Below are 13,450 nucleotides of genomic sequence, written 5' to 3' on the forward strand. Positions count from 1 at the left end.
CTCCAGATTGAACCCATTGGCCACGTCCTAGGAGCCCACCATGTCCGAACCTCTTGTAATCCCCTGCCCGCATTGCAACGGCCTCAACCGCATCCCCGGCGAACGCTTGGGTGATGCGCCTAAATGCGGGCGCTGCAAGCAGCCTGTGTTGCTGAACAAACCTTTTGAATTGAAACAAGGCGACTACGCCAGCCAGATCAAGGGCGACCTGCCGTTGCTGGTGGATGTGTGGGCTGAATGGTGTGGGCCGTGCAAGTCGTTTGCGCCGGTGTTTGAGCAGGCGGCTGGGCAGTTGGAGGGCAAGTGCCGATTGGCCAAGCTTGATAGCGAGGCTAATCAGCAGCTGTCGGCGCAGTTGGGGATTCGTTCGATTCCGAGTTTGATTCTGTTCAAGAACGGCCGCGAAGTGGCGCGCCAGAGTGGCGCGTTTCCGTTGCAGCAGCTGATGAGTTGGTTGCGTAGCCAAGGGGTGTAAACCAGCCCCTCAATCAACGGGGTCAACTGTGGGAGCTGGCTTGCCTGCGATGGCCTCACCTCGGTCTGACTGATAGACAGAGTTGCCTGCATCGCAGGCAAGCCAGCTCCCACATTGACCGCGTTTTAAGCTCGGGCTACGGGGGTTTCGTGGTCCATCATCTGGCCGACCAGCATTACGCCGAGTTCGCTTAATTGATGGATGGCCAGGGCCACGTCGCGGTGTTCGCCGGTGAGGTCGTTGGAGAGCTTGAGTAACAGCGTACGGACGGAAGAGAAGGTTTCGTAGCTGTTGAGTACGAGGGTTTCGGTGGAGAGGCTGGGTGCCACATTGAAAAGATTGATAGACATGCATTTGTTCCCTGATAGGGCCACCACCTTCTCGCTACTAAACGAAGGGTGGCAGCTATACGCAGGTTAGTAGACCGGGGAACAAAGCAAAGACCGGCGCACCCGAAGGTGCCCTGCGTACAGCCACCATCAGATAGGCGATAAAACGCCATACTTCTGGAGCGGTGCAAATGCTTTGGTCGATTGGGCTACTAAACCCGATCACTGAACATTCAGTGACCCGAGAACCTTAGAGACGCCCATCCAGACGCACAAGCCGGGCGATTCTGGCTTAGCTGTAGGCAACGATACAACCCACAACCCCATTTGCCAGACCCTTCCTACAGCCTCCGTAGGAACAATCCAAATCACCCTGCTGAAACACAATACAAATGTGGGAGCTGGCTTGCCTGCGATGGCATCACCTCGGTCTAACTGATAGACCGAGTTGTCTGCATCGCAGGCAAGCCAGCTCCCACAGGGGATCACAGGGGACTTGCATCGCCTGTAAAATCAGGCGTTTTCCAGCAAGTTATGCAGCTCCACAAACTGCAACGTCAGCTTGTGCCGTGGGTCCAGGTGGATCAGCGGCTTGCTCTCCTGGTGCGACTCGCGCATGCGCACCGAGCTGGCCAGGTACACCGGCAGTACCGGCAAACCTTCGGCAATCAACTCAGCGAGCATCTGCTGCGGCAGGCTCGCACGGGCCTGGAACTGGTTGACCACGATGCCTTCCACTTCAAGGCCTTCGTTGTGGTCTTCCTTCAACTCTTCGATTTCACGCAACAGGCCATACAGCGCCTGGCGCGAGAAGCTGTCGCAATCAAACGGGATCAGCACGCGATCAGCGGCAATCAACGCCGAAACCGCATAAAAATTCAGTGCCGGTGGCGTATCCAGGTAAATCCGGTCGTAATCTTCGCTCAACTCATCCAGCAGCTTTCGCAGCTTGTTGATCTTGTGCTTGGCCTCAAGCTTGGGCTGCAGGTCTGCAAGCTCGGCGGTCGCGGTGATCACGTGCAGGTTATCGAACGGCGTTTCGTAGATATCCACCTGGTTTTTCTTCGAAAACGGCCCGGAAGACAGGGTTTGCTTGAAGAAATCGGCAATGCCCATCGGGATATCGTCGCCGGTCAGCCCTGTGAGGTACTGGGTTGAGTTGGCCTGTGCATCGAGGTCCACCAACAGGGTCCGATAGCCTTCACTGGCGCTCACCGCCGCCAGGTTGCAGGCAATGCTGGACTTGCCAACGCCGCCTTTTTGATTGAACACCACACGCCGCATGGAAAAAACCTCCGTGTATCAATGAATGTCCGAGTGTAGAGGGCAAAAGCGCCTGTTAGCTACCTCGTTCATCCATGCACTGGCGCATCACCTGTCGAACAAAAGGAGGAGTCCTACAATCCACACACCGCACGGGTAAAGGACAATCTGTAAATCTTTTCCGGCAAATTGTATTCATCCGTGAACAAATCTTTACCAAAGTTTGCTAGAACCCCACGGCACCGGGATAATGCGCGCCATTCGGCCATTGTTCCCTGTCCCGGTATTCGGGGCCAACGGCTGCACATGGAAGCCCGCAGGGGCGGGATAACTTCTCAGTGATCACTTTCAATATCGACCAATGGCGCGCCTGGGCTCCGGGCCTGGAGACTGCGCACGACTGGCGTGCCTGGTGCCAGGCTCCGGTGGTAGTGCCGGCCAGCGATGCGTCGCCCGATGTGTCCTTCCTGCCCGCCATGCAGCGCCGCCGCCTGAGCCGGCTGGCGCGCATGGCGTTCAGCGTGGGCTGGCCGTTGGCCGAGGGCCGGCAAGACCTGCCGCTGGTGTTTGCTTCCCGGCACGGCGAAACCCCGCGCACCCTCGACATCCTCAGCGACCTGGCCAACGACGAGCCGCTGTCGCCCACCCAGTTCAGCCTGTCGGTGCATAACGCGGTGATTGGCCTGTGGTCGATCCTGCGCAATGAAACCTGCGAAATGACCGCCCTCGCCGCCGCCGGCGACGGCCTGGAACACGGCATGCTCGAAGCCGCCGCGCTGCTCAACGAAGGCGCCCCGGCGGTGTTGCTGGTGATCACCGAAGAACAACCGCCTGCGGCTTACGCCGACTGGATCCATGATGTGCCCTTCCCCTACGCCCTCGGCCTGCTACTGACCCAGGGCGACGAGTGGCAACTGGAACTAAACAGCGGCGCTGTCCAACTCAGTCAAACCCAGTGGCCCCACGCCCTGAACCTGCTGCGCACCCTGCTTACCGAGCAGGCCACCTGCCAACATGCCTGGAAGAACCGTGTATGGAACTGGCAACGCAAGCCCTGACCGACAAGCCACGGGACGCCTACTACTGGCGCCTGTTCGCCACCGCCGCAAGCTTCTTCTGCTTCGGCGTCGGCGGGCTGTGCCTGCGTTTGCTGGTGTTCCCGCTGCTCAGTTGCCTGCCAGGCAGCGCGGCCAAACACCAGCGCCGCGCCCGCCACACCATCAGCAAGCTGTTCTGGCTGTTTATTCGCCTGATGCAACGCGCCGGTGTGTTGACCTACAGCGTTGAAGGCGCAGAAAACCTCGGCCGCCCAGGCCAGATGATCGTCGCCAACCACCCGTCGCTGATCGACGTGGTGTTTTTGATCGGCCTGATGCGCCAGACCAACTGCGTGGTCAAGCAGAGCCTGTTCCAGAACCCGTTCACCCGTGGGCCGGTGCGCGACGCCGGTTACATCAGCAATGACGGCAGTGCCGATATGCTCGATGCTGCGGCCGATGCGCTGCGCGAAGGCCAGACGCTGATCATCTTTCCCGAGGGCACGCGCACCACACCCGGCGCACCACCGGCCTTTCATCGCGGTGGCGCCGCCATTGCACTGCGCGGTGCGACAATCATCACCCCGGTGGTGATCAAGGTCAGCCCCACCACCCTGACCAAGGCCGAACCCTGGTATCGCATCCCCAAGCGCCGTTTTCACTTCAGTTTGCGCGTGGGTGCCGATATAGACCCACAGGCGTTTGCCACATTGGGGCCCGCGCCCCAGGCTTCACGCAAGCTCAACGATTACCTGCATCACTATTTCATTAAGGAGCTCGCCGAAGATGAGCAACCAATACAGCCTTGAGCATGACATAAAGGTGCTGATCATCGAGGCCCTGGGCCTGGAAGACATCAGCTCCGACGACATCGACAGCGACCAGACCCTGTTCGGCGAAGGCCTGGGCCTGGATTCGGTGGACGCCCTGGAGTTGGGCCTGGCGATCCAGAAAAAATACGGCATCAAGATCGATGCCGACGCCAAAGACACGCGCAATCATTTCACCAACGTGGCCAGCCTTGCGGCATTCGTCACGGCCAGACAGGCAGCTTGAGACCGGACCATGCAAACTCGTGACGATATTTTCAACACCCTGCGCGATGCCTTGGTGGAACTGTTTGAACTGCCGCCTGAGCGCGTCACCCTTGACGCCAACCTGTACCAGGACCTGGAGATCGACAGCATCGATGCCGTCGACCTGATCGACCATATCAAGCGCCAGACCGGCAAGAAGATCGCCGCCGAAGAGTTCAAGGCGGTGCGCACCGTCAACGACGTGGTTGAGGCGGTGTACCGTCTGGTCCAGCCTGCCGCATGAGCCGGCTGATCGGCCTTGGCCTGTTGCTGGCGGGGCTGCTGTACCCTTTCGCGGTGTATTACGGCACCGAGCACTTTGCGCCGTGGCAATTTGGCCTGCTGCTGGGCAGCCTCTGGTTGCTGCGCGCACTGACCGGCGCACGGCGCCCCGGCAGCCGCTGGATGGCAGTGGCGGTGATCGTGTTCTGCCTGCTGTTGGCCTGGTTCGACAACCCGCAGTGGCTGCGCTGGTACCCGAGCCTGGTCAGCGCGTTCATGCTGGGGCTGTTCGGCATGAGCCTCAAATACGGGCCGCCGATGGTCGAGCGCCTGGCGCGCATGACCGACCCGCAGCTGCCGCCCAACGCAATTGTGTACACGCGCCAGGTCACCGTGGTGTGGAGCGTGTTTTTTCTGTGTAATGGCTTGCTCGCCGCCGCCCTCACGCTGTGGGCGCCGCTGAGCTGGTGGACGTTGTACAACGGCCTGATCGCCTACGGGCTGATGGGGCTGCTGTTTGCCGTGGAATGGCTGGTACGACAAAGGGTTCGAGGCCGCGTATGAATGGGTTGAAACTTGAGCATGTGCTGCTTGAGGCGCTGGAACAACGTTCGGTCACCACCGAACCTGCGATGAATCACGTGCAACTCTGCGAGCAGGCCCTGAGCCTGGCGGCGGGCCTGCAGGCGCGCGGCATCCAGCGCTTGGCGGTGCACCTGGAAGACGCAGGCGTGCTGGCCATTGCCTTGCTGGGCGCCTGGCGGGCCGGGGTCAGCGTGCTGTTGCCTGCCGACCTGCAACCGCAGACCCGCCAACGCTGGGACGACAGCGTAGACGCCTGGCTGGTTGAGGCCGCCGATCTGGACGCGTTGTATCAAGCGCCGTTGAGCCCTGCCGCGCTCGACCTCGACGCCTGCCAATTGAGCCTGTGCACCTCCGGCTCCAGCGGCGAACCCAAGCGCATCGACAAGACCCTGCGCCAACTGGCCAACGAAGTGGCGGCGCTGGAAGCACTGTGGGGTGCGGACCTCAAAGACGCCTGCATCATCGGCAGCGTGGCCACCCAGCATATCTATGGTTTGCTGTTTCGCGTGTTGTGGCCGCTGTGCGCCGGTCGCACCTTTGTGCGCAAGCAACTGGCCTTCCCTGAAGACATGCAGCGCGCCAGCCGCGAGCATGCGCAATTTGCCTGGGTCGCCAGCCCCGCATTGCTCAAGCGCATGGGCGACAACCTCGACTGGCCCGCGCTGAGCCAAGTGTCGCGAGTGTTCTCCTCCGGCGGCGCGCTGCCGGTGGAAGCCGCCGGCAGCCTGTACGACCGCTTGCAGCAATGGCCGACGGAAATCCTCGGCAGCTCGGAAACCGGCGGCATCGCCTGGCGCCAGGGCGCACAGCCATGGCAGCCATTTGCCGATGTAGAACTGAGCCAGGATGCCGACGGTGCCCTGCGCATTGCCTCGCCGTACCTGCCGGCCGGGCATATCGAACAAACCGCCGACGCGGCGCGTATTCATTCCGATGGCCGCTTCGAGCTGCTCGGGCGCCTGGACCGCATCGTCAAGCTGGAAGAAAAACGCATCTCCCTGCCCATGCTCGAACAGGCATTGCTGACCCATGCCTGGGTCGCTGAAACCCGCCTGGGCGTGGTGCAGGAAAACCGCGCTTCACTCGGCGCACTGGTGGTGTTGAGCGCCGAGGGCCTGCATGCGCTGCGCAACCAAGGCCGCCGCACCGTCACCCAAACCCTGCGCGAACATTTAAGCCAGCATTGCGAAGCCCTGGCCCTGCCACGGCGCTGGCGCTTGCTGCGCCAGTTGCCGCTGAACAGCCAGGGCAAACTGCCCCAGGCTGACGTAGAAGCATTGCTGCTGGCACCACGCCCCAAAGCACCCGAAGTACGGGAACAGGTCGAAGCCAACGGCGAGTGGACTGTGCAACTGAGCATCCCGCCGGACCTGGCCTACTTCAGCGGCCACTTTCCGGTCACGCCGGTACTGCCGGGCGTTGTGCAGGTGGAATGGGCCTTCAACCTTGGCCAGCAACTGCTGGATTTACCCGAGACCTTTGCCGGAATGGAAGTGCTCAAGTTCCAGCAACTGGTGCGCCCTGGTGATCAGGTTGAACTGCACCTGCGCTTCGACCCGGAGCGCGGTAAGCTGTACTTCGCGTACCGCAACGGCGATGCGGCGTGCTCCAGTGGCCGGATTCAATTGGTGGCTGCGCATGCATAAGCTCTTGTGGCGAGCAGGCTTGTCGAATCGTCGCACCGCCTGCGTTGGGCTGCGAAGCGGCCCCAAAACCTGTAATGGAGTTCTGCCTGATTCACGGAGGTTACCTTACTGGGGCCGCTGCGCAGCCCAACGCAGGCGGTGCGACGATTCGACAAGCCTGCTCGCCACAGGTTGTTCAATCGCTGGCTGGGTACGCCATGCATAACCCCTGCGCCCTCATCCCGGTCTACAACCACGAAGCCGCCGTACCCGCCGTGGTGCACAGCCTGTTGAACAGCGGCCTGCCGTGCCTGCTGGTCGATGACGGCAGCAGCCCGGCGTGCGCGGCGGTATTGGCGCAACTGGCAACGCTCGATCACGTCACCTTGCTGACCCTGCCAAACAACCAAGGCAAAGGCGGCGCCGTGATGGCCGGTTTTCGCGAAGCCGCGCGCCTGGGCTTTACCCACGCGCTGCAGGTAGACGCCGACGGCCAGCACGACCTGCGTGAAGTCGACAGCTTCCTCGACGCCTCGCGCACGCACCCAAACGCGGTGATCTGCGGCTACCCCGAATACGACGACAGCGTGCCCAAGGGCCGCTTGTACGCGCGCTACCTGACCCACGTGTGGGTGTGGATCAACACCCTGTCGCTGCAGATTCGCGACTCTATGTGCGGTTTTCGCGTGTACCCATTGGCGCCCACCCTGGCGTTGATGGATTCGGCGTACATCGGCACGCGCATGGACTTTGACTCCGACATTCTGGTGCGCCTGGCCTGGCGCAATCAGCCGATGCGCTGGCTGCCGACCCAGGTGCATTACCCCACCGACGGCGTGTCACACTTTCGCCTGTTCCGCGACAACGTACGCATCAGTGCCATGCACACCCGGCTGTTCTTCGGCATGCTGGTACGCGCGCCGATGATTCTGTGGCGACGGTGGCAGGCATGAGCGACAGCACCAAACACTGGGCCGACCGCGAAGAGCGCGGCAGCTTCTGGCTGATGAAACTCACCGCGTTCGCGGCCAAAGTGCTGGGCCGCCGCCTGTTGAGCCCGGTGTTGTACGGCATTGTGTTGTACTTTTTCCTGTTCGGCCGCACAGCGCGCCAAAGCGCCTGGGAATACCAGCAGCGCCTGGCCGACTGGAGCGGGCGCGATGCGTTGCGGCCCAGCCATAAAAGCGTGTTCGGCCAGTTCATGGCCTTCGCCGACTCCCTGCTCGACAAGCTCGACGTGTGGAACGGCAAGCTGCGTATCGAACAAATCGAAATCAACGACCCGGCGCAATTGCGCGGGCAACTGCGCGGCGAGCGCGGCCAAATGCTGGTGGGCGCGCACTTGGGCAACCTTGAGGTGTGCCGCGCACTCGCAGAGATTGGCGAGCAAGTCACCATGAACGTGCTGGTGCACACCAAGCACGCCGAACAATTCAACCGCCTGCTGGGCGAAGCCGGGGCCACGCATTTGCGCCTGATTCAGGTCAGCGAGCTGGACCCGGCGACCATGCTGTTGCTCAGCCAGCGCCTGGACGAGGGCGAGTGGCTGGCGATTGCCGGTGACCGCGTGCCCCTGCACGGCGGGCGCAAGGTGCGCGTGGACTTTCTCGGGCATGCCGCCGCCTTCCCTCAAGGCCCGTGGCTGCTGGCCGGCCTGCTTAAATGCCCGGTCAACCTGCTGATGTGCCTCAAGCACAATGGCCGCTATCGCCTGACCATCGAGCCGTTCGCTGCATTGATTGAATGGAAGCGCAGCACCCGCGAGCACGTCATCGCCCAGTGGACCGCCCGCTACGCCGCACGCCTGGGCGAGTTTTGCCTGGAGGCGCCCCAACAATGGTTCAACTTTTACCCTTTCTGGAAGACCGATGACCCCGCATCTTGAACCGGTAATTTTTGGCGAACGCCACCTGCCTATCGAAGACGTGCTGGCCCTGGCCAACCGCCAGGCGCCCACGCAACTGCAGGATGACGCAGCCTATCGCCAGCGCATCGCCAAGGGCGCGCAGTTCCTCGACTCGCTGCTGGACAAGGAAGGCGTGATCTATGGCGTGACCACCGGCTACGGCGACTCCTGCGTGGTGGCGGTGCCGTTGCAGCACGTCGAGGCGTTGCCGCGTCACCTCTACACCTTCCACGGTTGCGGCCTGGGCAAGTTGCTCGACGCCCAAGCCACCCGCGCCGTGCTCGCCGCACGCTTGCAGTCGCTGTGCCATGGTGTGTCCGGTGTGCGTGTGGAGTTGCTGGAGCGCCTGCATGCCTTCCTCGAACACGACGTGCTGCCGCTGATCCCGGAAGAAGGTTCAGTGGGCGCCAGCGGCGATCTCACACCACTGTCCTACGTGGCGGCGACCCTGTCCGGAGAGCGCGAAGTGCTGTTCCGTGGCGAACGTCGCCAGGCTGCCGACGTGCACCGTGAACTCGGCTGGGAACCGCTGGTGCTGCGCCCCAAGGAAGCCCTGGCCTTGATGAACGGCACCGCCGTGATGACCGGCCTTGCCTGCCTGGCCTTCGCCCGTGCCGACTACCTGCTGCAACTGGCCACGCGCATCACTGCGTTGAACGTGGTGGCGCTGCAAGGCAACCCGGAACACTTCGACGAGCGCCTGTTCGCCGCCAAGCCGCACCCGGGGCAGATGCAAGTGGCCGCGTGGCTGCGCAAGGATTTGGCGATTGATGCGCCGACTGCGCCGCTGCACCGCTTGCAGGATCGCTATTCGCTGCGCTGCGCACCGCATGTGTTGGGGGTGCTGGCCGACAGCTTGAACTGGCTGCGCTCGTTCATCGAAATCGAGCTGAACAGCGCCAACGACAACCCGATCATCGACGCCGAAGCAGAACGCGTGCTGCACGGCGGGCACTTCTACGGCGGGCATATCGCTTTTGCCATGGACAGCCTCAAGACCCTGGTGGCCAACGTCGCCGACCTGCTCGATCGCCAGCTCGCGCTGCTGGTGGATGTGCGTTACAACCATGGACTGCCGAGCAACCTGTCCGGCGCGCCAGCTGACCGCGCCATGATCAACCACGGCTTCAAGGCCGTGCAGATCGGCACCAGCGCCTGGACCGCCGAAGCGCTGAAAAACACCATGCCGGCCAGCGTGTTCTCGCGCTCCACCGAGTGCCACAACCAGGACAAGGTAAGCATGGGCACCATCGCCGCCCGCGACGCAATCCGCGTGCTGGAGCTGACCGAACAGGTCGCTGCCGCCACCTTGCTCGCCGCCAACCAGGGCGTGTGGCTGCGCGCCCAGGCTGAAGACGCACGCCCACTGCCACCGGCCTTGGCGGCCATGCACATCGAGCTGAGCAAAGACTTCCCGCCGGTGATCGAAGACCGCGCCCTGGAAGGCGAACTGCGCCTGTGCCTCAAACGTATCGCCGAGCAACACTGGAGGCTGCATGCGTAGCCAGGGCGTGTTGCATTGCGACACGCAAATCCTCGTGCCGTTTTTTGATGTCGACACCATGAACGTGGTGTGGCACGGGCATTACGTGAAGTACCTGGAAGTGGCGCGCTGCGCGTTGCTGGACAAGCTCGGCCACAACTACACGGCGATGCTCGAATCCGGCTACGCCTGGCCGGTGATCGACATGCAGCTGCGCTATGTGCGCGGCGCGGTGTTCGGCCAGACCATCAACGTGCGCGCCAGTTTGGTGGAATGGGAGAACCGTTTGAAGGTGAATTACCTGATCACCGACCTCGCCAGCGGTGAACGCCTGACCCGCGCCAGCACTGTGCAAGTGGCGGTAGAAATCGCCAGCCGCGAGATGCAGCTGGCATCCCCAAAAGTATTCACCGACGCCGTAGAGAGAGCCCTGAAATGAGATTCCCTGTGGGAGCGGGCTTGCCCGCGATGGTCGTCAACGATAACGCGCTTCGCCTGATACTGCGCAGCGCCCTCAGGTTCATCGCGGGCAAGTCGAATCGTCGCACCGCCGCTCCCACATTGATCGGGTTGCTACTAAGTTTCAGTGCCCACGCCTTCGACCTGCAACAGCTAAGCGACCAACTGGCCAAACCCGCCGTAATCCACGGCAGCTTCACCCAGGAAAAACACCTGCGCGCCCTGCCCCAGCCTCTGGTCAGCAAAGGCACCTTCGTACTCGCCAAAGACCACGGCCTGCTGTGGCTGTTGAAAACCCCGCTGCAACAGGACTACCGCATCAGCGCCCAAGGCATTGCCCGGCGTGACGCCAATGGCTGGCAATTGCTGCCGAACAAGAGCGCCGGTGCCGAGCAGAATCGTCTGTTTCTGGCCGTGCTTCAGGGCGACAGCAGTGGCTTGCAGCGTGATTTCGAGCTGCAACTGCAAGGCGAAGCCCAACAGTGGAAGCTGACGCTGGTTCCACGTTCGCTGCTGCTCAAGCAGGTGTTCACCCAGATCAATATCGACGGCGGCGAGCTGGTGCAAACAATCGAACTGCTGGAAACCCAGGGCGACAGCACCGTGCTGCGCATGCAGGACTGCACTGCCGGCCAACCGTTGAGCGAATCGGAGCAACACGACTTTGCCCAGTGAGCGCTCGCTGCCACGGCTGTTCCTGAGTCTGCTGGTGGCGGTATTGGCGCTGGCCGGCTGGCAGTGGCGCCATGGCGCGCCATTGTCGGCCAACCTGATGGAACTGGTGCCGGGCAGTACGCCGGACGCGCTGGAACTCAAGGCCGAACAGCGCATGCAGGAACCGCTGAACCGCGAAATGCTGGTGTTGGTAGGGCATGCCGACCGGCAAAAAGCCGTAGCAGTGGCGCAGCAAATGGGCGAACGCTGGCAGGCCAGCGGGCTGTTTGAAAAAGTGCAGTGGAACCTGCAAGCCGACTTGCCCGCCCTGCGTGAACAACTGCTGCGCGGGCGGCTGGCAATGCTCTCGGCCAAGGACCGCGAGCAGCTGATCGAACAGCCCGACGCGTTCATTCAGCAGCGCGTGCAGGCCTTGTTCGACCCGTTTACCGGGTTCAGCCTGGTGCCGAGCCAGGACGACTGGCTGGGCCTTACCGGGCGCATCCAGAACAGCCAGCCGCAGCACGGCTCAGTGCAGCTGGATATCGGCAGCGGCGCCTTGATTGCCGATGCCGACGGCAAAAGCTGGGTGCTGCTGCGTGCACGCACCACCGGCAATGCCTTTGATATGAAACTGCCGCTGCAAGTGGCGGACCTGCTCCAGGCCAGTCGCGAACAGGCCAGCGAGCAAGGCGCACAATTGCTCGCTGCCAGCGGCCTGCTTTACGCAGCCAACGGGCAGCAACAGGCCACGCGGGAAATCACCTGGGTGGGTGGCGGCGCCACGCTGGGCATCCTGTTGTTGCTGTTGCTGGCGTTTCGGCGCTGGCGCGTGCTGCTGGCGTTTGTGCCGGTGCTGGTGGGCATGCTGTTCGGCGCGGTGGCCTGTGTGGCGCTGTTCGGCCATATGCATGTGATGACCCTGGTGCTGGGCTCCAGCCTGATCGGCGTGGCGGTGGATTACCCGCTGCATTACCTGTCCAAAAGCTGGAGCCTGCAACCCTGGCGCAGCTGGCCGGCATTGCGCCTGACCTTGCCGGGGCTGAGCCTGAGCCTGGCGACCAGTTGCATCGGCTACCTGGCGCTGGCCTGGACGCCGTTCCCGGCGCTGACGCAAATCGCGGTGTTCTCCGCCGCCGGTTTAGTCGGTGCCTACTTGTCGGCCGTGTGCCTGCTGCCCGCGCTGCTCAAAGGCGTGGAACTGCGCCCGGCGCAATGGCCGCTGCGCATCGCCGAATGCCTGTGGCTATTGCGCGCCGCGTTGCTCAAGCGCGTGCCAAGCCCGGTATTGCTGGCGCTGCTGCTGTTGTTTTGCGCAGGCGGCCTGTGGCACTTGAACAGTAAAAACGATATCCGCCAATGGATCGGCGCCCCGCCGCAATTGCTGCAAGAGGCGCAGGCCGTGGCGCGTATCACTGGGTTCCAGCCCACCAGCCAGTTTTTCCTGGTGCGCGCCGACAACCAGCAGCAGTTGCTGGAACGCCAGGCCGCCCTGGGCGAACGCCTGGATCAGTTGGTGAACATGGGTAAGCTGCAAGGCTACCTCGCGCTCAACCAACTGGTGAGCCTGCCCGCTGAGCAGCAACACCTTCGGGATGCGCTGAACACCCTCGCACAGCACTGGCAGCCGCTGCTGGACCTGGGCGTGCCGGCCAGCGCGCTGCAAGCCGAAGTCACGCAACTGCAAGCGCTGCCCACCGAAGACATCGATGCTGCACTGATCGGCCCATTGGCTGAGCCTTGGCGCACCTTGTGGCTGGGGCCGGTGGACGGCGGCGTGGCGGCGATGGTCAGCCTGCAAGGCCTGAACAACCCGGCGCTGTTGCGCGTGCAGGCGCTGGATTTACCCGGTGTGCAACTGGTCGACCGGCTGGGTGATTTGAACCGGGTGTTTGCCGACACGCAGATCAGCGCGGCTGAATTGAAGCTGATGTCGTGTGTGCTGATCGTGCTCTTATTGATAATGCCGTTCGGTGTTGGCGGGGCCTTGCGCATCGTCGCCCTGCCACTGCTCGCGGCGCTGTGCAGCCTCGCCAGCCTCGGTTGGCTGGGCCAGCCGCTGACCTTGTTCAGCCTGTTCGGCCTGCTGTTGGTCACCGCCATCAGCGTCGACTATGCGATCTTGATGCGCGAGCAGATCGGCGGCGCGGCCGTGAGTCTTTTAGGTACGCTGCTGGCGGCGCTGACGACCTGGTTGTCGTTTGGGCTGTTGGCGGTGTCGAGTACACCCGCCGTGAGTAATTTCGGCCTGTCGGTCAGCCTTGGCCTGGCGTTCAGCTTTATGCTGGCGCCTTGGGCCGGGCATCAGAAGCACGCCTTATGAATGTGTTAATCGC

The 13,450-nt window shown here is 62.6% G+C and carries 15 protein-coding genes; 13 read left to right on the forward strand and 2 right to left on the reverse strand.

The genetic code is table 11. From position 1 onward, the window contains the following. Positions 1-40 precede the first annotated feature (40 nt). On the forward strand, positions 41-475 hold the full coding sequence (gene trxC, locus ASE80_RS20700; RefSeq protein ID WP_056860587.1) for a thioredoxin TrxC: 435 nt from the start codon (positions 41-43) through the stop codon (positions 473-475). Positions 476-600: 125 nt separating this feature from the next. On the opposite strand, the gene ASE80_RS20705 is transcribed toward trxC, so the two are convergent. Together ASE80_RS20705 and ASE80_RS20710 are read right to left on the reverse strand one after the other, a co-directional pair. Then, on the reverse strand, positions 601-825 hold the full coding sequence (locus ASE80_RS20705; RefSeq protein WP_056860588.1) for a DUF6124 family protein: 225 nt from the start codon (positions 823-825) through the stop codon (positions 601-603). A gap of 492 nt (positions 826-1,317) precedes the next feature. Next, complete coding sequence (locus tag ASE80_RS20710; protein ID WP_056860589.1) at positions 1,318-2,088, reverse strand: ParA family protein; 771 nt, start codon at positions 2,086-2,088, stop codon at positions 1,318-1,320. Positions 2,089-2,405: 317 nt separating this feature from the next. Between ASE80_RS20710 and ASE80_RS20715 the strand changes: the two genes are divergently transcribed. The 12 genes from ASE80_RS20715 (at position 2,406) to ASE80_RS20770 (ending at position 13,437) form a co-directional block, all read left to right on the forward strand. Continuing rightward, positions 2,406-3,125: a beta-ketoacyl synthase chain length factor gene (locus ASE80_RS20715; RefSeq protein ID WP_056860590.1), complete on the forward strand. Its 720-nt coding sequence runs from the start codon at positions 2,406-2,408 to the stop codon at positions 3,123-3,125. Further along, a complete protein-coding gene (locus ASE80_RS20720) occupies positions 3,101-3,913 on the forward strand; it encodes a lysophospholipid acyltransferase family protein (RefSeq protein WP_056860591.1) in 813 nt (270 codons plus the stop codon). The genes ASE80_RS20715 and ASE80_RS20720 overlap by 25 nt, the downstream gene beginning before the upstream one ends. Continuing rightward, entirely contained in the window at positions 3,891-4,160 is a 270-nt protein-coding gene (locus tag ASE80_RS20725; RefSeq protein WP_056860592.1) for a phosphopantetheine-binding protein, read from the forward strand. Before ASE80_RS20720 ends, ASE80_RS20725 begins: the two co-directional genes overlap by 23 nt. A gap of 9 nt (positions 4,161-4,169) precedes the next feature. Next, positions 4,170-4,424, forward strand: a complete 255-nt coding sequence (locus tag ASE80_RS20730) for an acyl carrier protein (protein ID WP_003187949.1) — start codon at positions 4,170-4,172, stop codon at positions 4,422-4,424. After that, positions 4,421-4,966, forward strand: coding sequence for a hypothetical protein (locus ASE80_RS20735; protein WP_056860593.1), 546 nt, complete (start codon positions 4,421-4,423; stop codon positions 4,964-4,966). The genes ASE80_RS20730 and ASE80_RS20735 overlap by 4 nt, the downstream gene beginning before the upstream one ends. Next, positions 4,963-6,633 carry an acyl-CoA synthetase family protein gene (locus ASE80_RS20740; RefSeq protein ID WP_056860594.1) on the forward strand — a complete coding sequence of 557 codons (1,671 nt, stop codon included), beginning with the start codon at positions 4,963-4,965 and terminating at the stop codon, positions 6,631-6,633. The genes ASE80_RS20735 and ASE80_RS20740 overlap by 4 nt, the downstream gene beginning before the upstream one ends. A gap of 197 nt (positions 6,634-6,830) precedes the next feature. Beyond that, positions 6,831-7,565: a glycosyltransferase family 2 protein gene (locus ASE80_RS20745; RefSeq protein ID WP_056860595.1), complete on the forward strand. Its 735-nt coding sequence runs from the start codon at positions 6,831-6,833 to the stop codon at positions 7,563-7,565. Then, positions 7,562-8,497: an LpxL/LpxP family acyltransferase gene (locus ASE80_RS20750; RefSeq protein WP_056860596.1), complete on the forward strand. Its 936-nt coding sequence runs from the start codon at positions 7,562-7,564 to the stop codon at positions 8,495-8,497. Before ASE80_RS20745 ends, ASE80_RS20750 begins: the two co-directional genes overlap by 4 nt. Next, the gene (locus ASE80_RS20755; protein WP_056860597.1) at positions 8,481-10,022 is read left to right on the forward strand and encodes an HAL/PAL/TAL family ammonia-lyase; all 1,542 of its coding nucleotides are present in this window, start codon (positions 8,481-8,483) and stop codon (positions 10,020-10,022) included. Before ASE80_RS20750 ends, ASE80_RS20755 begins: the two co-directional genes overlap by 17 nt. Beyond that, complete coding sequence (locus tag ASE80_RS20760; protein ID WP_056860598.1) at positions 10,015-10,440, forward strand: acyl-CoA thioesterase; 426 nt, start codon at positions 10,015-10,017, stop codon at positions 10,438-10,440. Before ASE80_RS20755 ends, ASE80_RS20760 begins: the two co-directional genes overlap by 8 nt. Then, complete coding sequence (locus tag ASE80_RS20765) at positions 10,437-11,135, forward strand: outer membrane lipoprotein carrier protein LolA (RefSeq protein ID WP_236708857.1); 699 nt, start codon at positions 10,437-10,439, stop codon at positions 11,133-11,135. The genes ASE80_RS20760 and ASE80_RS20765 overlap by 4 nt, the downstream gene beginning before the upstream one ends. After that, the gene (locus tag ASE80_RS20770) at positions 11,125-13,437 is read left to right on the forward strand and encodes an MMPL family transporter (RefSeq protein ID WP_056860600.1); all 2,313 of its coding nucleotides are present in this window, start codon (positions 11,125-11,127) and stop codon (positions 13,435-13,437) included. The genes ASE80_RS20765 and ASE80_RS20770 overlap by 11 nt, the downstream gene beginning before the upstream one ends. Positions 13,438-13,450: the final 13 nt, after the last annotated feature.

Source organism: Pseudomonas sp. Leaf15, from assembly GCF_001421425.1.
GTDB lineage: Bacteria > Pseudomonadota > Gammaproteobacteria > Pseudomonadales > Pseudomonadaceae > Aquipseudomonas > Aquipseudomonas salomonii.